Below are 22,311 nucleotides of genomic sequence, written 5' to 3'. Positions count from 1 at the left end.
GCGCTACTGCCAGTAGCATGCGTTCCCCCGAACGGGGCGGACCCGCCCGTTGTGCTTGGCTTGAGGCACTTACGGCCGGTCAGAGAGGGTTTTGGGATGCGCAGGACGGCCGTGACGGGTGTCGCCGCGCTGCTGGCGATTGCCTCGGCGGGTTGCTCCAGCGCTCCCGAACCGCAGCGCTTCACCGACGCCCGCGCGCTCGCCGACGCCGCGTCGGCCGCGACTTTGGCCGGGCACACCGCGAAGTTCACCGCTGACGTCACCACCGGCACCCTCGTGTCCCACGGGCAGGGCCAGGCGAAATTCTCCCCTTCCGGAACCTCGCTGTCGATGACGACGGACTACGTCGGCGAGCCGCTCGAACTGCGCCTGGTGGACAAGACGCTGTACGCGAAGGTCCCGGAAAGCGCGCGCGACCAGGTCAGCGACCACAAAGCGTGGGTGAAGGTGTCGCCCGAGGGCACCGATCCGCTCTCGCAGGTGCTAGGCGGCAGCCTGGTGCAACTGGCCGAGCAGAACGACCCAGCGCGCACCCTGACGCAGGTCCGCACGGCCGGGACGGTGGCCTCCAGCGAGGAAACCACCCTCGACGGCGCCCCGGCCGAGCACTATCACCTGACCGTCGACCTGGCGAAACTCGGCTCCGAACTGCCTGGCGGCCTGCCCGCCGAAGCGCTGACCCGGCTCGGCGACCGCGGCAAGACGGTCCCGTTCGACCTCTGGCTCGATCCGCAGCACCGGCCGATGCAGCTGGTCCTGGACCTGACGCCGGTCATGCAGGCCACCGGACAGACCGGCGTCGCCACGGTCAAGGCGCGCTACACGGACTGGAACTCCCCGGTCACGGTCAACGCTCCCGCCCCGGCCGACATCGGCACCCTCACCGGCGGCTGAAGTCTCGCGAGTGGGTTATGCCGGTTAGGGCGCACCGCGTTCCGGCTGCCTACGGACCCAACCGTCTCACCTTGGGTGCGTCACATGCACCCGAGGTGGCATTGAGGTTTTCTCGGTAGCGGGGGGTGCGAAGTCGTCCCCTGGTCGTGTGGGTGCGGTCTGGCTGGTGCGCCCGTCGGTGAGGGGCCCCTCGGTTCCGGGCGGTGCTGCGCAGCGCGGGTAGCGAGACCGGGTGTAGCGGCTACCGAGGAGGTCTCGATGGGGCGGTCCGGTTGAACGTGCTGGAGAGGGTTGGAACCGCGATAAACACTCACGACACCCCGCGCGCCCACACCAGGCGTGCCCCCTCAGACCGCTAGAGCAGTTCGAGCAGGAAGGGCAGCTCCTGGAGTGCGTACCAGGCCAGCTCGTGGTCCTCGGCGTCGCCGAGGGTGAACTCGGCGTCCTCGTCGCCCAGGTCGGCGGCGTCGATCACCGCTGCCGCGGCGGCCACCGCGTCCTCCGCCTCGGTCGAGTCCACGTGGATCGCCGCGATCTGGGACTTCGGCACCGGACCGGCGAGGCGCACGACGGCCGCGTCCAGATCCGGCCGCAGCGTCGCGTCGTCGACGTCCACCGAAACCACGGCTCGCCGCGGTTCGGCCTTTTCCTCAGCGGCGATCAGGCGCAGCGAAGCACGGGCCGCCTCCAGCAAAGCCGCGTATTCCAGTTCCTCGTCGGAACCGCTCGCATACGCCTCGCGCAGGGCGGGCGTCAGCGCGAAACCGGTGCCGCTGCGAGCGCGGAACTCGCCAGTGGCCTCCAGATCGCGCAGCATCGCGATCGTCGCAGGCAGATAAACCCTCACCAATGCGCACCCTTCAGCTCTTCCAGTGCTTCTTCGATCATCCCGCCGAGCAGCCCGACGTCGAACGCGGCCTTGCGGTCGCCGTTGAGTCCGAAGTAGACACCGCCGTGGTAGGAGGTGACCCCGATCGCCAGCGCCTGCGTGCGCATCAGCGGCATCACCGGGAACATCTCCACCAGTCTCGCCTCTCCGGCGTACATCGGCACCTGCGGCCCCGGCGAATTCGTGATCATCAGGTTGAAAATCCGCCCGGACAGCGATCCGCCCGCCCGCGCGCCGAGCGAATGCAGCGTCGCCGGCGCGAACCCGCTCACCTTCAGCAACCCGCGCGCGGCCACCGATCTTCCCGAATCCAGGTGCTCGGCCATCGCGTGACCGAGGTGCTGCAGCCGCAGCACCGCACTCGGCTCGCCGACCGGCAGGTCGACCAGATAGGCCGCGACCTGGTTGCCGACCAGCGCGGGCGTGGCGAACTCGGCGGTTTCGGCGTCGGTGACCGCCAGCGGCACGAGCGCGCGCACGGTCTCGGTCGGCGTGAGGTTCTCCCCGCGTGACAGCAGCCATTCCCGCAGCGCACCGGTGATCGCGGCCAGGATGACGTCGTTGACCGTACCGCCGTGGTCCGCGCGGATCTTGCGGAAATCCTCCAGCCGCGTGCGCACGACCGAGAACACGCGGCCGCCGGAAACCCGGACGTTCAACGGCCCGGACGGAGCGGGCCGCGTGATGGTCGCCGCGACACCACCGAGCGTCTCGACAGCCTTGCTCACCGTGGTCACCGCATCACCGGCGATCGCGCGCACGTTTTCGATCAGCTCGCCGGGGCGTTGCACGGTCTCGCTCATCGCGTCGAGCACCAGTTGCGCACGGCTGGGCTCGCGCCGCGGCGCCCACATGTCCTCGAACGGCTCGGGCGGTTCGGCAGTCTCGTCGAGGATGAGCTGGCCGAGGTCGATCGTGCCGACACCGTCCACAACGGACTGGTGCGTTTTGGTCACCATCGCGACCCGGTCGCCCGCCAGCCCCTCGACGAAATACGCTTCCCACAACGGACGTTCCGGCGCGAGCCGCCGCGACATCAGCCGCGCGACCAGGTCGAACAGCTGGTCGTCGCTGCCCGGCTGGGGCAGCGCGGAACGGCGGACGTGGTAGTTCAGATCGAAGTCGACGTCGTCCACCCACACCGGGCGCGCGAGGTGCCCCGGCACGCCGAGCACGCGCTGGCGGTAGCGGGGCAGGAACGCCAGCCGCGCGCCGACGAGGTCGAGCACCTGCTCGTAGGAGAACCCGGACGACGGCCGTTCGAAGATCGCCACGCCCCCGACGTGCATCGGCGTCGTCTGGTCCTCGACGTACAGGAACGAGGCGTCCAGCGCGGACAGGCGGTCGGGCATGAGCCGATCCTTACACAATGCGAGACTGACCGGTGTGGGTGATGAGCTGGCGGGTTCGCCGAAAGACCGCTTCCTGACCGTATACGGGCGCAAGCCCGTGCTGGAGGCGCTGGGCGATCCGGACCTGCGCGTGGACAAGGTGATCCTCGCCGACACCGCGCGCGGCCCCGCCGCCGCGGAGATTCAGCGCGCCGCGAAAGCCGCCGGGGTACCGGTGCAGCGCGCGAGCGCACACCGGGTGAAAGTGCTGGCCGGCAACGGAAAACAGGACCAGGGCGTACTGGCCGACGTCGTCGCGCCGCGAATGCGCGCCCTCGCCGCGGCCCTCGACGACCGCCGCCCGCCCGCCCGGCTGCTGCTCCTGGACGGCATCACCACGCCGGCCAACGTCGGAATGATCCTGCGCACCGCGACGGCCGCCGGGCTGTCGGGCGTGATCGTGCCGCGCCGGGGCGTCGCCGCGCTGGATCCGATGGTGGTGAAATCCTCGGCAGGCGTTGCCTTCCGGGCACCGGTACTGCGCTGTGGATCGGCGCGAGAGGCGGCGGAAATGCTGGTGGAGGCCGGGTACAGCCTGTTCGCGCTCGGTGCCTCAGCGTCGAGGTCAGTGTTCGACGCAGAGCTGCCGCAGCGTTCGGCGTTCGTGCTGGGCGGGGAAACCGAAGGCGTCGGCGAGGCTGTTGCCGAGCTGGTCACCGAGTGGCTGTCGATCCCGATGCCCGGCGACGTCGAATCACTGAACGTCTCCGCCGCGGCTGCTGTGCTGTCGTTCGAACTGGTGCGGCGCGGGGTCAGCTGAACAACGCCGCCAGCTCGTCCAGCGTTTCGGCGATGGTGCGGTGCTGCACGCCGACCATGCCCGCAGCCACCGCCCCGCGCACGTTGCGCTCGGCGTCGTCCACGAACACACACCGGGGCGCGGCCAGCCCGATCCGTTCCGCCGCGACGAGGTAGATCTCGCGGTTCGGCTTGGCGACGCCGACCTCGCCGGAGAAGACGAGCGCGTCAAAGTATTGCGCCAGCTCGGTTTTCACCCCAGGAGCGGCTCCAGGCGCGTTCGAGACCAGTGCGGTGCGGGTACCGTTCGCGCGGGCGTCGCGGAGGTATTCGTAGAGCAGCGCGGCGTCCGGGTCGGTCAGCACTCCGGCGTAGTCGACGAGCAAACCTTTCAGCACTTCGCCAGCCTATCTGCTTGTTCGGAGCCCCTGCGGCGAGACGAGCCACCGGGTTTCGCTCCCGCGACCGGCCGGACCACGCCCATCGACCAGGTACAGCTTCGCGCGCCACGACGCTGCGCCCGCTGCTGAGAGAACCCCATTGAGGCTTTCTCGGCGGACAGTGCGGTGTGCGTTGCGGCAATTCGGACAGGACGGATTCCCGAGAAGCAGTCCCGCGCGGGATTCAAGTCATCACCTCCGGTACGCCGCTCAACGTGGCACGCGAACTGACCGGGTTCGTCGCGGGCCTCCTGCCGCGAGCAGGTCAAAACTTCACCCGCAGTCCACAAGTCCGCTCGCCTACCCGAATCGGCCAGGCAGTCCTCCCCCTTAGCGCATCAGGCACATCCCGTCTGCGCCAATCTGCCCTTTTCGCCGGATCAGGCACTCACCGTCCCATCACCCGGCCGCAGCACGCACTAATCCGCGGGTGGACGTCCATGTTTCGGGGAGGGAACTCAATGACGAACCACAGCCTCCGGCCGCTGGCCGCGGTCCCGGAGGTCAAGGGCCGACGTACGCATCGGCGCAGCCGGTGGCCCTCGCCCTACGATCTGCCGCCTGCCGGGCATCGGCTGTCGCGGCTCGCCGACCCGCCTACCGGGCAGCGGCTCAGCCAACGGCTCAACGCCATCCTCGAAGTCCTCGCCGGGCGACGCTCGGCCGGGCAGATCCGTCCGCTCGTGGACGAGGCGTTGTTTTCCCGGCTCAGCAGTCAAGGGCTGATGCCGGGCATCCGCCATCACGTCGCCGGGGAGTTGCGGGTCTGCCGTCCGACCGAGACCGTGCTGGAGACCAGCACGATCATCCATTCCGGACCTCGGGTGCTGGCGCTGGCGGCCCGGTTCGAGCGCACGCGGACGGGGTGGGTGTGCACGCGGTTTCACGTGCTCGCGCCGCGCGCCGAGATCGCACAGGCGGGTCGGCCCTCGGTGGCCTGAACCCGATTGGGACAGACGTCCTCAACATCAGGACACTGAGCCTATATCGAGTCCACTGGGGAACTGAAAAAGAACGGCAGCACGAGCGCTCTCGTGCTGCCGTTCCCGGTCAAACCATCCACAGTGGACGGCGTCAGCGACGCGGTCCCTTCTTGCCCTTCTTCGCCTGTGCCCGCTCAGCGGCCCGGCGTTCGCGGCGGGTGCCGCCCGCGGACCCGGCGTCCGCGTCGTTCGCGCTGTCCGAATGGGACTCGACACCGCCGCCCTCGGAGGGGCCGGACATCGTCAGCCCGGATTGGACACCGCCGCCGATTCCCTTGCCGCGCAAGGCGGACGGGACCGAATCGGAGTCAGTGGCCGGGGGCTGCGGCGGGGCCGGGCGGGCGTGCTTGCCCTCGTCCTCGCCCTGGTTGCCGAAGGCGCCCGCCGCCGCGGCGGTCGCGGACGTGACGCCGCCCGGGAGCGCCGACGGTTCCGGCTGCTGCACGGTTTCCGGCTCCGCGCGCTCGACCTGAAGATTGAACAGGAAGCCGACGGCCTCCTCCTTCAGCGAGTCGAGCATCGCGCGGAACATGTCGAAGCCCTCGCGCTGGTACTCGATCAGCGGGTCGCGCTGCGCGAGCGCCCGCATGCCGATGCCCTCCTTGAGATAGTCCATCTCGTAGAGGTGCTCGCGCCACTTGCGGTCCAGCACGGTGAGCATGACCTGGCGCTCGAGGCGGCGCATCGAGCCTTCCTCGCCGACCAGTTCGTCGATCTTGGCCTCGCGCTTGGCGTAGGCGTCGAGCGCGTCGTCGACCAGCGCCTGGCTGAGCGATTCCGCGTCGAGGTCGCCGTCCTCGATCAGGTCGTCCCAGTCGAGGCTGACCGGGTACAGCGTCTTCAGCGCGGTCCACAGCTGCTCGTGGTCCCAGTCCTCGGCGTACCCCTGGGAGGTCGCGCCCGAGACGTACGCCTTCACCACGTCGATGATCATGTGCTCGATCTGCTCGCGCAGGTCCTCGCCCTCAAGCACGCGGTGCCGCTCGGCGTAGATCACCTTGCGCTGCTCGTTCATGACCTCGTCGTACTTGAGGACGTTCTTGCGGGTCTCCATGTTGAGCTGCTCGACCTGGGTCTGCGCGCTCTTGATCGCCTTGGAGACCATCTTGTGCTCGATCGGCACGTCGTCCGGCAGCCGCATCGTGGTCATGATGCGTTCGACCAGCACCGCGTTGAACCGGCGCATCAGGTCGTCGCCCAGCGACAGGTAGAACCGCGATTCGCCGGGGTCGCCCTGCCGTCCGGAACGACCGCGCAGCTGATTGTCGATGCGCCGCGATTCGTGCCGCTCGGTGCCGAGCACGTAGAGCCCGCCCGCCTCGCGGACGACGTCGGCTTCGGCCAGCGCCTCTTCCTTGATCTCCTCAAGCACCTTCGGCCAGGCGGCCTCGTACTCCTCGGAGTGCTCGACCGGGTCGAGACCGCGCTCGCGCAGCACCTCGTCGGCCATGATGTCCGGGTTGCCGCCGAGCACGATGTCGGTACCGCGGCCCGCCATGTTGGTGGCGACGGTGACCTGGCCCTTCTTGCCCGCGCGCGCGACGATCAGCGCTTCCTTGTTGTGGTACTTCGCGTTCAGCACCTCGTGCGGCACGCCGAGCTTGAGCAGCAGCTTCGACAGGTGCTCGGACTTCTCCACGCTCGTCGTGCCGACCAGCACCGGCTGGCCCTTTTCGTGCCGCTCGGCGATGTCCTCGGCGACGGCCTCGAACTTGGCCTGCTCGTTCTTGTAGATCAGGTCGGCGCGGTCCGCGCGGACCATCGGCCGGTTCGTCGGGATCGGCACCACGCCGAGCTTGTAGGTCTGGTGGAACTCCGCGGCCTCGGTCTCGGCGGTACCGGTCATGCCGGCCAGCTTCTTGTAGAGCCGGAAGTAGTTCTGCAGCGTGATCGTGGCGAGCGTCTGGTTCTCCGCCTTGATCTCGACGCCTTCCTTGGCCTCGATCGCCTGGTGCATGCCCTCGTTGTACCGGCGGCCCACCAGGATGCGCCCGGTGAACTCGTCGACGATCATGACCTCGCCGTCGCGGACGATGTAGTCCTTGTCCTTGTGGTAGAGCTCCTTGACCTTCAAGGCGTTGTTCAAGTAGCCGACCAGCGGGGTGTTCGCCGCCTCGTAGAGGTTCTCGATGCCGAGCTGGTCCTCGACGAACCGGACGCCCTTCTCGGTGACCGCGACGGTGCGCTTGCGGACGTCGGTCTCGTAGTGGTACTTCGAGTTGATCAGGTTGGCCTTCTCGACCCGCTCGCGCGTGCCCATCGTGGTGGTGTCGATGCCCTGCATCAGCGGCGCGAGCCGGGCGAACTCGACGTACCACCGCGACGACTGGTCCGCCGGGCCGGAGATGATCAGCGGGGTGCGCGCCTCGTCGATGAGGATCGAGTCGACCTCGTCGACGATCGCGAAGTTGTGCCCGCGCTGCACGCACTCGTCGAGCGACCAGGTCATGTTGTCGCGCAGGTAGTCGAAGCCGAACTCGTTGTTCGTGCCGTAGGTGACGTCGGCGTTGTAGTGCTTGCGGCGTTCCTGCGGGTCCTGCTCGGCGATGATGACGCCGACCTCGAGCCCGAGGAAGCGGTGGATGCGGCCCATCCACTCGGCGTCGCGCTTGGCGAGGTAGTCGTTGGTGGTGACGACGTGCACCCCGTCCCCGGGGATGGCGTTCAGGTAGGCCGCGAGGACGCAGGTCAGCGTCTTGCCCTCGCCGGTCTTCATCTCGGCGACCTGGCCGAGGTGCAGCGCGGCCCCGCCCATGAGCTGGACGTCGTACGGCCGCTGGCCGAGCACCCGGTGCGCGGCTTCCCTGGCGACGGCGAACGCCTCCGGCAGCAGCTCGTCCAGGGATTCGCCCTTGCCGTACCGCTCGCGGAACTCGTCGGTCTTGGCCCGCAGCTCGGCGTCCGACAGGTCCTTCACGTCGTCTTCGAGGGTGTTGATGTGATCGGCGATGTTGCGCAGCCGCTTCACCATCTTGCCCTCGCCCGCGCGGAGCAGGCGGTTCAGCACCATCCGGTCGACCTCACTAGCTGATCATGATCGCGCCCAGGCCGTTCCCGGGCAGTAAATCGCCACGGCTGGCGCCCGTGTGCGCCGCCGCCGTCTCCCCCATCGTAGGGAACGCGGGCTGGTCCGCGCACGCACGTCGTCGCAGAAGGTCACGGAGGTGTGCACAGGTCCCGACGAAGGTCGTGCCTCGGGTCGTGCTCCGGGCACACCAGCGGCCCGCACGCGTTCGCGTGCGGGCCGCCGGTGCGGTTGTCCCGGACTGGGTCAGCCCAGCCGGATCACGCCGTAGTCGAAGCCCTTTCGCCGGTAGACGACGCTCGGCCGGCCCGCCTCGGAGTCGTTGAACAGGTAGAAGTCGTGGCCGACCAGCTCCATCTCGTAGAGAGCCTGGTCCACCGTCATGGGGTCCGCGTCGTGTTGCTTCTCGCGGACGACGCGGCCGGGCTGATGGCCCAGGTCCTCGTCCTCCCAGCGCCCCTGCCGGGGAATGTCGCCCGCACTCGTCGCCGCGAAACCGTTCACCATGGGTTCGGTCGCGTCGGGTGCGTCCAGGACGGCCGTGCCCATCGCGGGCCCGGCGACGGCATCGGATCCGCCGGCCATCGACGTCGCCTCGGCGACCGACTCCGGACGGCTGCGTCCGTAATGCACGCGCCTGCGGTCGTGTGTCCGCCGGAGCCGGTTTTCCAGCTTGGTGACGGCGGAGTCGAGCGCTGCGTAGAAGTCGGCCGCGCTCGCTTCGGAGCGGACAGCCGGACCGCGGCCCTTCCCGGTGATCTCGACGCGCTGGCAGCTCTTGGCCTGCCTGCGGTTGGGCTCGTGGAAGAGTTCCACTTCGTAGCGGATGACCTTCTTGTCGTAGCGCTCAAGGCGGGCCAGCTTTTCGCTGACAAGCGCCCGGTAATGCGCGGGCACCTCCACGTTGCGGCCCTTAACGACGATGTCCATACACGNCCATACACGACCTCCCTCGCTGAGGAAACTGCGAGCTGTTGTGTTCTCACGGCACCGGTACTGAACGGCTACTGCACGGATTCGGCGGGCTGATAAAGAATTCGCGACCGGGTCACGACGTCTCGTGGCGGTAGCGCGAACGCGGACTCAGCGGGCCGCCGGTGCCAGGGACATGGGCTGCACACCTCCCTGCCTGCGGGTATTGCTGATAGCGGAGCACGTTAGCTTCATCACGCCGTCCGCAACAGCCCCCGAGCCGGGGGATGTCACGATCCGGGAACTCGTCACGGGGCGCAGTGAATCATGCGTGCGCAGCCCGGAACCGCCGCTCGGAAGGCCGAGCGCGCGTGCCCAAGTTTCACGCGGACGGCTCAACAAAGCGGCACCTCGGACGCCGAGGGTGACCGGCCCCTCCGGCGCAGCCGCCACCTCGGTGGACTGCCCCGTCGCGGGGGTGGTTCCGGCCTTGACCCTCATGCCCGGACAACGGGCGGCGACGGCAGGAGGTTCCCTCTTGACGTCACTCGTGTAGGTGACGCCTGGCGGTAGTGGGTGCTCGAACGCGAGTGGCCTCCCTGGTGAGAAAGCGGGCGGAAGTTTTCGGGCGGACGGTTTTTGGAATCGTTCCGTTTTGGCCGGGTGCGGAGTGGACGATCGGTTTCCGCGTAACCGGATTTCGGTTTCCAGGGCCGCTGCCCCGGCGATCCGGAGCCGATCGTGGAGCGCTTCCGGTGGCACGCAGGGCTCGGATGCGCAGGCGGCCCGGGACGCGGCCGGGTTTCGGACGCGGGACACGCTCTGCCTGGTAACCCGATTCCGGTTCCCGAGACCACAGAACTCGGATGCGCAGACAGCCAGGGACCCGGCCCGGTCTCGAACACGGGACACGCTCTGCCTGGTAACCCGATTCCGGTTCCCGAGACCACAGAACTCGGATGCGCAGACAGCCAGGGACCCGGCCAGGTCTCGAACACGGGACACGCTGCCTTTCAGACTGTCGCCAGCAGGGCGAGTACCGCCACCACCGGCACGCCCGCGTTTTTCAACGCCGTGACGCATGCGGCGGACGTGGCGCCTGTGGTGATCACGTCGTCCACCACCACGACCCGCGTACCCGGCGGCGGACGGCCGGCCGCGGCGAACCGCAGCCGGCCCTCCAGATTGGCCGTCCGTTCCGTCCGGCTCAGCCCGACCGCGTCCCGTCCGCCCTTCAGCACCAGTGCAGGGGCGACATACGCCCCCGCCAGCCGAGCGGCTTCCGACGCGATTCGCTGGACGTGCGGACCTCCGCGCACCCGCGAAGCGATCCGCCGGCTCGGTGCCGGTACGAGACACCACGGACTGGCGCGAGGACCACCGGAAGGCAACGCCATCAGCCCAGCCGCCAGCGCTCGGCCCAAAAACGGGGCCACGTCCCGACGGCGGCGTTCCTTGCAGGCGATCAAGGTCCGCTTGGCGACGCCCGCGTAACGAGCCAAGGCATAGGCCGGGACCAAGGTCGCCAGCGGCGCGCGAAACACCGCAGTGGGGGACCCCCACGTCGTGAAGCATCCGGCGCACACAGGCGCGCCACGGGTCGCACAGCCCGCACAGTAGGTCGGCAGGAGCAGGTTCAACAGCAGTCTCAGCAACATGACTCCGAGTGTGCACCCGAGCACCGACAGTTTTCGGCCGCGCGAACACCGGAGCCGGGAAATCACCCCGGATAGAACGGATCCGCGTTCTGCATCGAGTGCGCCTGCGGCCGCCACACCTCGCCCAGCTCGGTCGCCGTCCACAGCCCCCCGGCGTCCGCGACCACGATCGGCTGGCTCGGGGCGGACGCGACCGCGCGCACCGGCGCGGTGAGGTTCGAGCTGTTGTAAGCGTCCATCCGCCGCCCGTCGATCGACAGCCGCTGGACTGGCTGCGAGGGCGAGGACGTCGCGGCCACCAGGGTGTCCGGCGTCGAGCCCCAGTCCACGTCCAGCACGTCCGTCAGCACGCCGGGCTGCAGCACCCGCGGCTCGCGCAAGGTGACCGTGTCGCTGCTGCGCACCACCGACGCCACGACCAGCTGGCCGTTCACCGTCGCGGCCACGCGGGTGCCGTCCCGGGAAAGCCGCAGGACGCCGATCGACCCCAGCGCCAGCAGGTCGTTCGCGTTGACGCTCTGGCGCAGCCAGTGGCCGTTCGGGTCGAGGACCATCCGCGCGATGATCGAATGGTCGACGACCGTCCACACCTCGTTCGACGGCCCGGCCCCGATCTGCGCCGGACGCCAGGTCGGGCGGCTCAGCGAACCGCCGCCGAGGTCGACCGTCGGCAGGTCGCGGCCGAGGTCGCCGATGCGCAGCCGCACGCGGTCGCCGTCCTGCTCAACCACCGCGAGGCGTTTGCCGTCGATCGATTGGGCCGCGCTCACCACCGGGTACGCACCGTTGCCCACCGCGCCCGCGATCGGGGCGCCGTCGCTGAGCGAGCGGACGCGGCCGCCGGCCGTCATCAGGCCGTTCGGCGACGAGGAAGCGTTGTACGAGGGCAAATCGCTGCTGCGCCAGTATTCGTGGCCTGCCACGAGCGGCGCGCCGTCGGCGAGCAGCCGGATCCGGGTGGACGTGACGGTCTGCATCGACAGCACGATCTGCGCGGCGATCAGCGACCGTGTGTCCGGGCCGACGCCGGTGAGCCCGCTCAGCTGCACGGTCAGCGAGCCGTCGTCGTTGTTCTTCACGTTGTTCTCAAGCGACACCCCGTCGCCGAACAGGTTTTTCACCGCGCCGGTGAGTCCGGCGGAGGGGCCCTGAAGGATCAGGTCCATCACCCGGCCCGGCATGCCCGACTGCGGTTTCGCCGGGACGTAGCGCAGGTCCGGCGCGAAGGATCCGGAGTCGCCGGAGTAGAAGCTCACCACGACCGGGTTGTAGTTGCCGTCGAACTCGTCGTCGGTCACCAGCAGCACCGGCGGGGGCGGGCTGGAGATCCGCCATTGGCCGTCGGCCTGCTTGCGCACCTGGAAGGTCTGCTCGGCGGGGCCGCTGCTGGGGATGAACGCGGAGTCCGCGCTCAGCGTGCCGAGCACCGAACCGCGCACGGTGACCGTGCGGACGTTCGGGTCCGGCGCGGCCGACGACGGCGTGGGCGTCGTGGTGGGCCCGGTGCTGGCCGTGGGGTCGTAGACCGTGCTGAAGGTCTTGTCGATGATCGTGAACGAGCGGTTCGGCCGCCACGCGCCCCGCTGTTTGTCGTCGAGGAACGCCCGCGAGGCCGCGTTGCCCGACCGCGGATCGGCGTTGGCCTTGATGAACAGCCGCACGATGTCGAGCGGTTCGGCGTTGGCCGGCGGTTCCGGCGCGTTGTTGGCCTGCTGTGGCGCTTTTTCGACCGACACNACCGACACCACGACCGGCAGCGATTCCTGCGGAACGTTCGCGCAGCTCACGAGCACCAGTGCGCAGGCGAGAAGGACGAGCACTCGCCTCACTGACCGACCTCCTCCCGGTCCGGGGCCGGATCGGCGAGGATCGCCTCCGGCGCGGGGTGCAGTTCGGCGACCGACGACGGCGACAGCGTGATCTCCGAAACAGCGTCCGGCGGCGGCAGCACCAGCGGGCTGTCCGCGATCGGCACGCCTTGCCGGCGCGGCACCACGAGCCGGAAGCACGCACCGTGTCCCGGCTCGCCCCACGCGTCGAGGACGCCGCCGTGCAGCCGCGCGTCCTCCTGGCTGATCGCGAGGCCGAGCCCGGTACCGCCGGTGCGCCGGTTGCGCGACGGGTCGGCGCGCCAGAACCGGTTGAACACCAGCTCGGCCTCCCCCGCCCGCAGGCCGACGCCGTAGTCCCGGACGGTGATCGCGACCGCGGACTCGTTCACCGCGACCGTCAGCACCACCGGTTTGCCCTCGCTGTGGTCGACGGCGTTGGCCAGCAGATTGCGCAGGATCCGTTCGATGCGCCGCGCGTCCACCTCGGCGGAGGTGTCCTCGTCCGGCAACACCAGTTCGACCGCGCTGCCCGCGGTCCCGGCGAGCACCCGCACCTGCTCGACCGCGCGCGTCGCGATCGGCCGCACGTCGATGTACTCCGCCGACAGCTCCTCGACACCCGCGTCGAGCCTGCTGATCTCCAGCAGGTCGCCGAGCAGCGCCTCGAACCGGTCCAGCTCGTCGACGAGCAGCTCGGTCGAGCGGGCCAAGCCGGGCGGGAACTGCTCTCGGGAGGCGTGCAGCACGTCGGCGGCCATCCGCACGGTGGTGAGCGGGGTGCGCAGCTCGTGTGACACGTCGGAGGTGAACCGGCGCTGCAGTCCGCCGAATTCCTCGAGCTGGCGGATCTGGTTCTGGATGCTGGCCGCCATGCTGTTGTAGGACACCGCGAGTTTGGCGAGATCGTCCTCGCCCACGACGGCGAGCCGCTGGTCGAGGTCGCCGCCCGCGAACTGCTCGGCCGCCGCGACGGCTTGCCGGACCGGCCGCACCACCTGCCGGACCACCAGGTTCGTGATGCCGGCGAGCAACAGCAGCAGCACGATGCCGGCGACGAACAACGTGTTCTGCACCGTCGACACGGTGGTCTGCTCGCTGGTGAGCGGGAACAGCAAATACAGCTGCAGCGGGCTGGCCGCGGTCGCCAGCGGGGTGCCGACGATCAGGTAAGTGGTCCGGGCGCCGTTCTCGTCGACCGTGTGCTCAAGCCGCGCGAGATGGTCGGCCTCGACGAACTGGCGCAGCCGCTCCGGCACCGCGGGGAACGGCCCGACGTATACCGGGTCGGCGTCCGATTGGCCGCGGCCGACGCTGGCCAGCACCGGTTCGAAGGTGCCCGCGGTGGAACCCGCGCGCGAGGAGGACGTGGTCGAGATCTTCTTGAGCGCGTTCTGCAGGCGCGTGTGCAGCGCCTCCGGGGACTCGCCGCCGATCCCGACCAGTTCGCGCGCGGCGGTGTCGGCCAGCGCCTGGGTCTGCTCGATCGCGGCGCGGCGCTTGGTGTCCAGCAGCCGTTCGGTGATCTGGTTCTGCAGGACCATGCCCAGCACGAACACCACGGCCGAGGACAGCGCGAGCGTCGAGATCGTGACGCGGAACTGCAGCGAGTGCTTCCACAGCTCGTTGAACGCCACCGCGCGGCGGCGGGCGAAAACCACGACCCGGGCCGAGAGCCGAGCCGTGGCGCGGGCGGCGGCGCGAAGCCGCCCCGCGAAACCGGTCATCGGCGGATCACGGCGGGCCGGCCTTGTACCCGACCCCGCGCACCGTCAGCACCACCTCAGGATGCTCCGGGTCCTTCTCCACCTTCGAGCGAAGGCGCTGGACGTGCACGTTCACCAGCCGGGTGTCGGCCGCGTGCCGGTAGCCCCACACCTGTTCGAGCAGCACCTCGCGGGTGAACACCTGGCGCGGCTTGCGGGCCAGCGCCACGAGCAGGTCGAACTCGAGCGGCGTCAGCGGGATCGCCTTGCCTTCGCGGGTGACCTCGTGCCCGGGAACGTCGATCGCGAGGTCACCGATGGTGAGCGATTCGGCGGGCTCGGCCTCGGTGCGGCGCATCCGGGCGCGCACGCGGGCGACGAGTTCTTTCGGCTTGAACGGCTTGACCACGTAGTCGTCGGCGCCGGATTCGAGCCCGAGCACGATGTCCACGGTGTCGCTCTTGGCGGTGAGCATGACGATGGGCACGCCGGACTCGGCGCGGATCGCCTTGCACACGTCGATGCCGTTCATGCCGGGCAGCATGAGGTCGAGCAGGACGAGGTCCGGTTTCAGCTCCCGCAGCGCGGGCAGCGCCCGCGAACCGTCCGCGACCACCGCGGTGTCGAACCCCTCGCCGCGCAGGACGATGGTGAGCATCTCCGCCAGCGCCGGGTCGTCGTCGACCACCAAGACACGTGCCTTCATGACCACATGTTCGCACTACCGCCCGCACCCGTGCGCACGACCCGCGCGTTTGACCACCGGAAAGATCAAGATCACCGGCCCGGTTGGGCCATCCGGACGCCTCGGGCGTCCGGCCGCGACCGGATTCGCCCGCTCAGCCGAACAGATCGCAGCCGAACGGTTACTGTTGCGCTATGCGGAACCAGGACTCGGGAAACGCAACGGGAAGCGCGGTGCAGTCCGTCGACCGGGCGATCACGGTCCTGGAGCTGCTGGCCCGCAATGGCGAAATCGGCATCACCGAGATCGCGGGCGAGCTGGGCGTGCACAAGTCCACCGCGTCCCGGCTGCTGAGCGTGCTGGAGGCGCACGGGCTGGTCGAGCAGCTTGGCGAACGCGGCAAGTACGCGATCGGGTTCGGCGTCGTCCGGCTGGCGGGCGCCGCGACCGGCCGGATGGACCTGGCGAAGCTCGGCAGGCAGACCTGCCAGTCGCTCGCCGAGGAACTGGGCGAGACGGTCAACATCGCGATCGCCGACGACGGCGTAGCGATCAACATCAGCCAGGCCCGCGGGTCGGCGGCGATCACCACGCAGAACTGGACCGGGCAGCGCACGCCGTTGCACGCCACGTCCAGCGGCAAGGTCCTGCTCGCCGCGATGGACGACGCCGAGCGCAAGCGGATGCTCGCGCACGAACTGGAGCAGTACACGCCGCGCACCACAGTCGACCGGGACGAGCTGGCGGCCGAACTGGATCGCGTCGCCGAGGACGGCTACGCGGCCTCCTTCGAGGAGCTGGAGCTGGGCATGCACGCGGTCGCGGTGCCGGTGCGCGGCCCCGGCGGCGAGGTCGTCGCGGCGATGAGCGCGTCCGGCCCGTCCTACCGGTTGTCCAAACAGCGGATCCGGCAGATCGTCGCGCCGATGGCGGAGGCGGCCCGGGAGCTTTCCGCTCAGCTTGGCTACTTTTCCGCGTGACCCGGCGGCCGCGGCGGCTCTCTTGACAGCGCGCCCGCGATCCCGCAATTTGTGAGTTGCAGCAGACGGAACACCGATCTCCATCCGCAACGCGTCCGTTCCCCGGCGGGGCGTTCCGGCATGCCTGTCTCGTCCCGAGCCGGGCCGTCCGCGACGGCCGGCAGGCAGGAGGTACCTCGCGATGGCGGTGCGACCGCGGGTGGTTGTGCTCGGCGCCGGGCTCCTCGGTTGCGCGGTCGCCGACGAGCTGACCGAACGCGGCTGGACGGACGTCACCGTCCTCGAACCGGAACCGGCGGTCGCTTCCGCCGGGCCGGGGCTGCTCTTCCGCACGCACGCCGACCGCACGGCGTCCGAGTTCGCCAGGTACACCGCGGAGAAGTACAGCGGGCTGACCGTCGACGGCGGCTGGTGTTTCCAGCCGGTCGGGAGCCTCGAACTCGCGACCTCGCCCGAGCAGCTTTCCCGGCTGCGGCAACGGCTTGGCTGGGCGACGTCGTCCGGCGTGCGCGGCTACCTGCGCGAACCGGGCGAATGCGCCCAGCTGCACCCGCTGCTCGACTCCGCGAAGGTGTTCGGCGGCCTGCACATTCCCGGCGACGGGCTGGTCAAACCGATCCGCGCGGCGCTCGCCCAGGCTCGTCGCGCGAAGGAGCGGGGCGCGAAATTCCTTACCGGGCAAGAGATTGTCGAGATCGCACGCACGGCGGGCCGGGTGACCGCGGTGGCGACCGCGACCGATCGGTTCCGCGCCGACGTGGTCATCTCGTGCACCGGAGTGCGCGGGCCGCAGTTCGGCCGGCTGGTCGATCTCGCGGTGCCGGTGGTGCCGATCGCCGTCGAGCACGCGCGGACCACCCCGCTGGCGCAGCTCGCCGGGGACAACGACCACTTCACCGAGGCGGACAAACCGATCCTGCGCGGAGCCGGGCTGTCGCTGCGCGAACACGTCGACCGGCTGGGCATCAGTGCGCTGGGTCCGGTCGAGACCGACGCCGCGTTCGCTCCGGCGGGCTTCGAGGAGTCGTGGACGGCCGCGCTCGGATTGGTGCCCGCGCTCGCCGACGCGAAGGTCGAGGAGGGCGTCCGGCAGCTGGTCCCGGGTACGCCGGACGGATTGCCGCTGCTGGGCGAACATCCGGATCTCGACGGGTTCTGGGTCGCCGAAGCGGTGGACTGCGCGTGGTCCGCCGGGGTCGCGCGGGAGCTGACGCGCTGGCTCATCGAGGGGCAAGCGCACCTCGACCTGCACTCCGTCGACCTCGCTCGGTTCGATCGGCTGCAGCTCGCGCCCGGCCGGGTGCGGGAGCGGAGTTTGGCGGCGGCGGGCCATCCGCGACCGGCGGCGGAACCGGTGCGGACCACGCCCTGCTACGAACGCGAGGTCGCGCTGGGCGCGGAGTTTCGCGAGGAAGACGGCTGGGCGCGGCCGCAGCAGTACCCCTCTGGCGGACGCGCGGAGGCAGTCGCGGCTCGCCGCCGGGTGGCGTTGTTCGATCTGACCCCGCGGCGGCGGCTGGAGATCACCGGTCGCGGCGCGCTGCCGTTCCTGCAGACGATGACCACCAACCAGCTCGACCGGCCGTCCGGCTCGGTCACCAGCACGTTGCTGCTCGGCGAAGACGGCGGGATCCGCAGCGATCTGACCGTCACCCGGCTTGGCGTGGAGCAGTTTCACGTCGCCGCGCACCATCATCGGGACGTCGCCTGGCTGCGCCGGCATCTGCCCGGCGACGGCTCGGTCCAGCTGCGCGAAACCACCGGCGGCACCTGCTGTCTCGGCTTGTGGGGGCCGCTCGCCGAACAGGTGCTGCCCGAACTGTCCACATCGGACTTTCGCGCGTGGCGGACGTACCTCGGCGACGTGCCGGTGACCGTGCTGCGTGTGTCCGACGTGGGCGAACCCGGCTGGGAGCTGCACACCGGCGCGGATCTCGGCCGGTCGCTGTGGGACGCGCTCTGGTCGGCCGGGCAGCCGTACGGGATCGTCGCGGCCGGAGAGGACGCGCTGCGCAGCCTCCGGATGGAGGAAGGCCACCGCACCTGCGGCATCGACGTGACCACCGAGCACGATCCGTACGAGGCGGGTCTCGGGTTCGCGGTGCGGATGGACAAGGGCTACTTCCTCGGCCGGGACACGCTTCTCCACCGTTCTCCCTCGAAGGTACGGCGGAAACTGGCGTGCTTGACCATCGCCAACACGCATTCGGTGATGCAGGGCCGGGAGCCGGTGTACGTCGACGGCCGTCCGGCGGGATACGTCACGAGCGGCGCGTACGGCTACACCGTCGACAAAAATCTGGCCTATGCCTGGCTTCCCGTCGAGGACACCCGGCCGCGGTCGCCAGTGGAAATCGAGCACTTCGGAAAACGGCTCGCGGCAAGGGTGACCGCGGAGCCGCTGAGGAGCAGCGAATGACGCATTACGACGTGATCGTGATCGGTCTCGGCGGAATGGGCAGCGCCGCCGCCTACCGGCTGGCACGACGGGGCCAGAAGGTGCTCGGGATCGACCAGTTCGCGCCGGTGCACAACCTCGGTTCGAGCCACGGCGGGTCGCGGATCACGCGGCAGGCGTACCTCGAAGGTCCGGACTACGTGCCGCTGCTGCTGCGCGCGCACGAGATGTGGGACGCACTCGAACGCGACTCCGGGCGGTCGCTGTTCACCCGCTGCGGCGCGGTGATGGGCGGACCGCCGGAGTCGCGCACGATCGCGGGCAGCACGCTTTCCGCGGAGAAGTTCGACATCCCGCACGAAATCCTGGACGCGGCCGAGATCCGGCACCGGTTCCCCACCATCACCCCGGCCGAGGACGAGGTGGCACTCTGGGAACCGGGTGCCGGTTTCGTCTCGCCGGAGGGAAGCGTCGCCGCGCACCTGCAACTCGCCGCGCGCCACGGTGCCGAATTGCACCACGAGGAGCGGGTATTCACGTGGACCAGCACGGAAACCGGGGTGCGCGTCGGCACCGCTTCGAGCTACTACACCGCCGAGCGGCTCGTGCTGTGCCCCGGCGCTTGGGCACCCGTGCTGCTCGCGGACCTAGGCGTCGATTTCGAGGTGCGACGCCAGGTCCAGTACTGGTTCGAACCAGCGGACGTGCAGCAGTTCACTGATCATCCGGTCTACCTTTGGGAAACCACTGAAGGCGGCCAGTTCTACGGTTTTCCCGCGCACACCGCACAAGGCGTCAAAGTCGCCGTGCACCTTGGCGGCACGCCGTGCACCGCCGACACGATCGACCGGCGGGTCCACGACGACGAGGTACGCGCGGTCGCGGACGTCGTCGGCTCCCGGATGCCGACGCTCCCGGCGGCCTTCCGCCGAGCGGCGACCTGCCTCTACACGAACACCCCGGACGAGCACTTCGTGATCGCCCCGCACCCGAAGTATCCGCGAGTGGTGGTGGCGTGCGGGTTTTCCGGGCACGGGTTCAAGTTCGTCCCGGTGATGGGGGAAATCCTCGCGGACCTGGTGGTCGACGGGGAGACGCGGCACCCGATCTCGCTGTTTGACCCGGCGAGGTTCACGCCGTAGCGAAGTAGTGCTCTTCAGCCAGATCTTCAAGCAGGCCAGGGTGTTCCGGCTTCCAGTCGAGGAGTTCACGCGTGCTCGCGGCGGACGTCGGCGCGTCCGACTGCACCATCGGCGCCAGGAACGCGAAGTGCGCCGCGGCTTCCTCCGGCGCGATGGACTTCGCCGGGACGCCCAGCCGCGCGCCGATCGTCTCGGCGATCTGCCGGAGCGAGATGGCTTCGTCGCCGACGGCGTGCAGCATGGCCCCGGCCGGAGCCTTCTCCAGGGCCAGCCGGTAGAGCCGGGCCGCGTCGAGCGTGTGACCGGCGGACCAGCGGTTGGCACCCTCGCCGACATACGGGGAAACCCCGGCCGCGCGGGCGAAACGGATCATGGCCGGGACGAAACCGTGCTTGTCGAGCGAACTGTGCACCGACGGCGGCAGCCGCACGACTGCCGACCGGACACCGTGGTCAGCGAGCCCGAGCACGTAGTTCTCCGCGTCCACGCGCGGGCCGCCGGGAAGCCGGTCGGCCTCGGTGCCAGCGCGGCCGAGCCCGGCGAGCATCAGGGTTCCGGAGGTCGAGACCAGCGGTTTGCCAGTGCCGACGAGAGGTTCGCCGAGCGCCTTGAGCGCGGCGAGATCCGCGTCGACCGCGCTGGCGAACTCGCCGCTGGCCATCAGGTCGTGCTTGAACGCCAAGTGCACGACGCCGTCCGCCTCGGCGGCCGCCGCGCGCAGGCCGTCGAGATCGTCGAGGTCGCCGCGTCGCACCTGCGCACCGCGTTCGGCGAGCGCCGCGGCGGAGGCGTCCGACCGGGCGAGCCCGACCACCTCGTGTCCGGCGGAGAGCAGTTCGGGAACGAGGGCCGAGCCGACGTGGCCGCTGGCCCCGGTGACGAAAACCCGCATGGGCTGTCCTTTCACTCATGATGACACCTAGTGCCATCACAGTACGCCTGATGTCATCCGGTGTCATCACCTAGACTGGACGGCATGGGCCGCTGGGAACCGAACGCACGCCAACGCCTGGAGCGGGCCGCGCTCGACCTGTTCACCGAACGCGGCTACGATCAGACCACGGTCGCCGAAATCGCCGAGCACGCCGGGCTCACGAAACGAACCTTCTTCCGCTATTTCGCCGACAAGCGCGAGGTGCTGTTCGGTGGGCAGGAGGAACTGACCCGGCTGTTCTCCGAGGGCATTGCCGGGACACCAGCGGGCGCGACGCCGCTCGAAGCGGTCGGCGGGGCGTTGGATGCCGTGGCGGCGGTTTTCACCAGCGAGCGGCTGGCTCAGGCCCGGGCGCGGCAGCCGGTCGTGGCAGCGAACAGCGAACTGCTCGAACGCGAACTGCTCAAGCGCACCAAGATGGTCCAGGCCATGCACGACGCACTCGCCGCACGCGGAGTCAGCGAGCCGACCGCGCGCGTCGCGGCCGAATTGGGCTGCCTCGCGTTCGGCACGACCTTCCACCGCTGGATCGACACAAGCAACCAGCGCGAATTCGGCGCACTCGCCGACGAAGCCCTCACCGAACTGCGCACCGCAACCGCCGCCCTGGACTAAGCAAGCAAGGACTTCGCCAACATCGGCAGATCAACACCAGCCACACCGTCCAGCACACGCCACGGCGCGAGCCACGAAGCCGCGGCCAGCTCGTCGTACACCGCGGCACAACGCTGCTGCAGCGAATCGTCCGACTCGAAGGCGTCCCGCGCCCGCGCCGCGTCCGACTCCGCCCGGCGCACTGCCCGCTCGGCAGCGACCTCCGGGCTCACCCGCAGCAGCAGATGCGCGTCCGGCCGCGGCAACCCGAACCGCGTCACCTCGAGGTCCCAAACCCACTGCACCACAGCGCCATCCGCGTGCTCGCGCAGGCGCGCGGCCGCGTACGCGGCGTTCGAGGCGACGTAGCGATCCAGCAGGACCACGTCGTTGGCCGCGAGGAGCGCACGGATCTCCTCGGCCGCACCGCTGCGGTCGAGGGCGTAGAGCAGCGCCATTCCGTACACCGAGTCGGCGAGGTCGCCGTGCCCGCGATGCAGCGCTTCCCGCACCAGATCGGCGTGCACGCTGCGGCCGTAACGCGGGAAGGCGAGACTGCCGACGCTCGCGCCGGCGTCTTCCAGCGCAGCAGTCAGCCCCTCGGACAGCGTCCGCTTGCCCGCGCCGTCCAGACCTTCGATTACGACCAGTCGCCCCACGCCGTCGAAGATACTTGGTGGCGCGCTCAGGCCGTCTCGCGGCGCGCGCGGACGTAGCCGAAGTAACCCACCGGCACCGCGACCAGCAGCCCGGCGAGGCAGAGCAGCGGAATCCAGTCGTCGCCGTGCGGCTGTGCCGGCGTGCTCTGGCCGCCGTCCCGCGGCACCACCTCGCTGCGAGGTGCGGCCGTAAGGTGGGCGTTGCCGGTGTCAGCGGGCTGCGCCGCGCCCGCGCCCGGAGCCGACACCGGCAACGCCAGGCCCGTGAACGCCACAAGGAGCAGCAGGCGTCCGACGTGCCTTCGGCAAGTGGTCGAGGACCGCCGGACTCGCCCGGCAGTGCTCTCCACGTGATTCGGTTTCCCCAGATCCATGACGCACCTCCCGCCTAGACGTGGCCAGTGGTTGTCACAACGGTGAACTGGTCGATCACGCCGAGCAAGATGCCTGTCCC

The 22,311-nt window shown here is 69.8% G+C and carries 19 protein-coding genes; 7 read left to right on the top strand and 12 right to left on the bottom strand.

Going from position 1 to position 22,311, the window contains the following annotated elements; all coding sequences use genetic code 11:
- The first annotated feature begins 96 nt into the window (after positions 1–96).
- Entirely contained in the window at positions 97–894 is a 798-nt protein-coding gene (locus tag A4R44_RS02695) for a hypothetical protein (protein WP_067576044.1), read from the top strand.
- A gap of 355 nt (positions 895–1,249) precedes the next feature.
- Here the strand turns inward: A4R44_RS02695 and A4R44_RS02690 are convergent, their stop codons facing one another.
- Both A4R44_RS02690 and A4R44_RS02685 read right to left on the bottom strand, forming a co-directional pair.
- A complete protein-coding gene (locus A4R44_RS02690; RefSeq protein ID WP_093573261.1) occupies positions 1,250–1,741 on the bottom strand; it encodes a hypothetical protein in 492 nt (163 codons plus the stop codon).
- Positions 1,738–3,135: a wax ester/triacylglycerol synthase family O-acyltransferase gene (locus A4R44_RS02685; RefSeq protein ID WP_067576042.1), complete on the bottom strand. Its 1,398-nt coding sequence runs from the start codon at positions 3,133–3,135 to the stop codon at positions 1,738–1,740. The genes A4R44_RS02690 and A4R44_RS02685 overlap by 4 nt, the downstream gene beginning before the upstream one ends.
- Before the next feature lie 34 nt (positions 3,136–3,169).
- On the opposite strand from A4R44_RS02685, the gene A4R44_RS02680 reads away from it, so the two are divergent.
- The gene (locus A4R44_RS02680; protein WP_067576039.1) at positions 3,170–3,934 is read left to right on the top strand and encodes an RNA methyltransferase; all 765 of its coding nucleotides are present in this window, start codon (positions 3,170–3,172) and stop codon (positions 3,932–3,934) included.
- Here the strand turns inward: A4R44_RS02680 and A4R44_RS02675 are convergent.
- Positions 3,927–4,310, bottom strand: a complete 384-nt coding sequence (locus A4R44_RS02675; RefSeq protein ID WP_067576037.1) for an HAD-IA family hydrolase — start codon at positions 4,308–4,310, stop codon at positions 3,927–3,929. The genes A4R44_RS02680 and A4R44_RS02675 overlap by 8 nt on opposite strands.
- A gap of 503 nt (positions 4,311–4,813) precedes the next feature.
- Between A4R44_RS02675 and A4R44_RS02670 the strand changes: the two genes are divergently transcribed.
- Positions 4,814–5,293, top strand: coding sequence for an Rv3235 family protein (locus tag A4R44_RS02670; protein WP_198545140.1), 480 nt, complete (start codon positions 4,814–4,816; stop codon positions 5,291–5,293).
- A 133-nt stretch (positions 5,294–5,426) separates the two neighbouring features.
- Here A4R44_RS02670 and secA read toward each other — a convergent pair whose 3' ends face one another.
- The 6 genes from secA to mtrA form a co-directional block, all read right to left on the bottom strand.
- A complete protein-coding gene (secA, locus tag A4R44_RS02665; protein WP_067576033.1) occupies positions 5,427–8,345 on the bottom strand; it encodes a preprotein translocase subunit SecA in 2,919 nt (972 codons plus the stop codon).
- 261 nt (positions 8,346–8,606) lie between these two features.
- Complete coding sequence (gene hpf, locus A4R44_RS02660) at positions 8,607–9,290, bottom strand: ribosome hibernation-promoting factor, HPF/YfiA family (RefSeq protein WP_067576031.1); 684 nt, start codon at positions 9,288–9,290, stop codon at positions 8,607–8,609.
- Positions 9,291–10,285: 995 nt separating this feature from the next.
- A complete protein-coding gene (locus tag A4R44_RS02655) occupies positions 10,286–10,930 on the bottom strand; it encodes a ComF family protein (RefSeq protein ID WP_067576569.1) in 645 nt (214 codons plus the stop codon).
- A gap of 62 nt (positions 10,931–10,992) precedes the next feature.
- Positions 10,993–12,759, bottom strand: coding sequence for an LpqB family beta-propeller domain-containing protein (locus A4R44_RS02650; RefSeq protein WP_067576029.1), 1,767 nt, complete (start codon positions 12,757–12,759; stop codon positions 10,993–10,995).
- A complete protein-coding gene (gene mtrB, locus A4R44_RS02645) occupies positions 12,756–14,486 on the bottom strand; it encodes an MtrAB system histidine kinase MtrB (RefSeq protein ID WP_067576027.1) in 1,731 nt (576 codons plus the stop codon). Before mtrB ends, A4R44_RS02650 begins: the two co-directional genes overlap by 4 nt.
- A 7-nt stretch (positions 14,487–14,493) precedes the next feature.
- On the bottom strand, positions 14,494–15,171 hold the full coding sequence (gene mtrA / locus A4R44_RS02640) for an MtrAB system response regulator MtrA (protein WP_005150760.1): 678 nt from the start codon (positions 15,169–15,171) through the stop codon (positions 14,494–14,496).
- 173 nt (positions 15,172–15,344) lie between these two features.
- Here mtrA and A4R44_RS02635 point away from each other — a divergent pair, with 173 nt between their 5' ends.
- The 3 genes from A4R44_RS02635 (at position 15,345) to solA (ending at position 19,670) form a co-directional block, all read left to right on the top strand.
- The gene (locus A4R44_RS02635) at positions 15,345–16,130 is read left to right on the top strand and encodes an IclR family transcriptional regulator (RefSeq protein WP_067576025.1); all 786 of its coding nucleotides are present in this window, start codon (positions 15,345–15,347) and stop codon (positions 16,128–16,130) included.
- Positions 16,131–16,311: 181 nt separating this feature from the next.
- The gene (locus A4R44_RS02630) at positions 16,312–18,549 is read left to right on the top strand and encodes an FAD-dependent oxidoreductase (RefSeq protein ID WP_067576023.1); all 2,238 of its coding nucleotides are present in this window, start codon (positions 16,312–16,314) and stop codon (positions 18,547–18,549) included.
- Positions 18,546–19,670 carry an N-methyl-L-tryptophan oxidase gene (solA, locus tag A4R44_RS02625; protein WP_067576021.1) on the top strand — a complete coding sequence of 375 codons (1,125 nt, stop codon included), beginning with the start codon at positions 18,546–18,548 and terminating at the stop codon, positions 19,668–19,670. The genes A4R44_RS02630 and solA overlap by 4 nt, the downstream gene beginning before the upstream one ends.
- Here the strand turns inward: solA and A4R44_RS02620 are convergent.
- The gene (locus A4R44_RS02620; protein WP_067576019.1) at positions 19,660–20,562 is read right to left on the bottom strand and encodes an SDR family oxidoreductase; all 903 of its coding nucleotides are present in this window, start codon (positions 20,560–20,562) and stop codon (positions 19,660–19,662) included. The two genes, solA and A4R44_RS02620, sit on opposite strands and share 11 nt — an antisense overlap.
- 84 nt (positions 20,563–20,646) lie before the next feature.
- Here A4R44_RS02620 and A4R44_RS02615 point away from each other — a divergent pair, with 84 nt between their 5' ends.
- Positions 20,647–21,219, top strand: a complete 573-nt coding sequence (locus tag A4R44_RS02615) for a TetR family transcriptional regulator (RefSeq protein WP_067576017.1) — start codon at positions 20,647–20,649, stop codon at positions 21,217–21,219.
- Here the strand turns inward: A4R44_RS02615 and A4R44_RS02610 are convergent.
- A complete protein-coding gene (locus tag A4R44_RS02610) occupies positions 21,216–21,857 on the bottom strand; it encodes a dTMP kinase (protein WP_067576015.1) in 642 nt (213 codons plus the stop codon). The two genes, A4R44_RS02615 and A4R44_RS02610, sit on opposite strands and share 4 nt — an antisense overlap.
- 26 nt (positions 21,858–21,883) lie before the next feature.
- The gene (locus A4R44_RS02605; protein ID WP_232791471.1) at positions 21,884–22,132 is read right to left on the bottom strand and encodes a hypothetical protein; all 249 of its coding nucleotides are present in this window, start codon (positions 22,130–22,132) and stop codon (positions 21,884–21,886) included.
- Positions 22,133–22,311 lie beyond the last annotated feature (179 nt).

Origin of the sequence: Amycolatopsis sp. M39, from assembly GCF_001651785.1 — a bacterium.
Lineage (GTDB): Bacteria > Actinomycetota > Actinomycetes > Mycobacteriales > Pseudonocardiaceae > Amycolatopsis > Amycolatopsis rubida.
This window is presented reverse-complemented; position numbering and strand designations above follow the sequence as displayed.

Excerpts from the sequence above, each read along its gene's own strand:
- A4R44_RS02630 (WP_067576023.1), top strand. The coding sequence starts at position 16,312 with ATGGCGGTGCGACCGCGGGTGGTTGTGCTCGGCGCCGGGCTCCTCGGT.
- A4R44_RS02620 (WP_067576019.1), bottom strand. The coding sequence starts at position 20,562 with ATGCGGGTTTTCGTCACCGGGGCCAGCGGCCACGTCGGCTCGGCCCTC.
- hpf (WP_067576031.1), bottom strand. The coding sequence starts at position 9,290 with ATGGACATCGTCGTTAAGGGCCGCAACGTGGAGGTGCCCGCGCATTAC.
- A4R44_RS02685 (WP_067576042.1), bottom strand. The coding sequence starts at position 3,135 with ATGCCCGACCGCCTGTCCGCGCTGGACGCCTCGTTCCTGTACGTCGAG.
- A4R44_RS02655 (WP_067576569.1), bottom strand. The coding sequence starts at position 10,930 with ATGTTGCTGAGACTGCTGTTGAACCTGCTCCTGCCGACCTACTGTGCG.
- A4R44_RS02670 (WP_198545140.1), top strand. The coding sequence starts at position 4,814 with ATGACGAACCACAGCCTCCGGCCGCTGGCCGCGGTCCCGGAGGTCAAG.
- A4R44_RS02695 (WP_067576044.1), top strand. The coding sequence starts at position 97 with ATGCGCAGGACGGCCGTGACGGGTGTCGCCGCGCTGCTGGCGATTGCC.
- mtrB (WP_067576027.1), bottom strand. The coding sequence starts at position 14,486 with ATGACCGGTTTCGCGGGGCGGCTTCGCGCCGCCGCCCGCGCCACGGCT.
- A4R44_RS02635 (WP_067576025.1), top strand. The coding sequence starts at position 15,345 with ATGCGGAACCAGGACTCGGGAAACGCAACGGGAAGCGCGGTGCAGTCC.
- mtrA (WP_005150760.1), bottom strand. The coding sequence starts at position 15,171 with ATGAAGGCACGTGTCTTGGTGGTCGACGACGACCCGGCGCTGGCGGAG.
- A4R44_RS02615 (WP_067576017.1), top strand. The coding sequence starts at position 20,647 with ATGGGCCGCTGGGAACCGAACGCACGCCAACGCCTGGAGCGGGCCGCG.
- secA (WP_067576033.1), bottom strand. The coding sequence starts at position 8,345 with ATGGTGCTGAACCGCCTGCTCCGCGCGGGCGAGGGCAAGATGGTGAAG.
- solA (WP_067576021.1), top strand. The coding sequence starts at position 18,546 with ATGACGCATTACGACGTGATCGTGATCGGTCTCGGCGGAATGGGCAGC.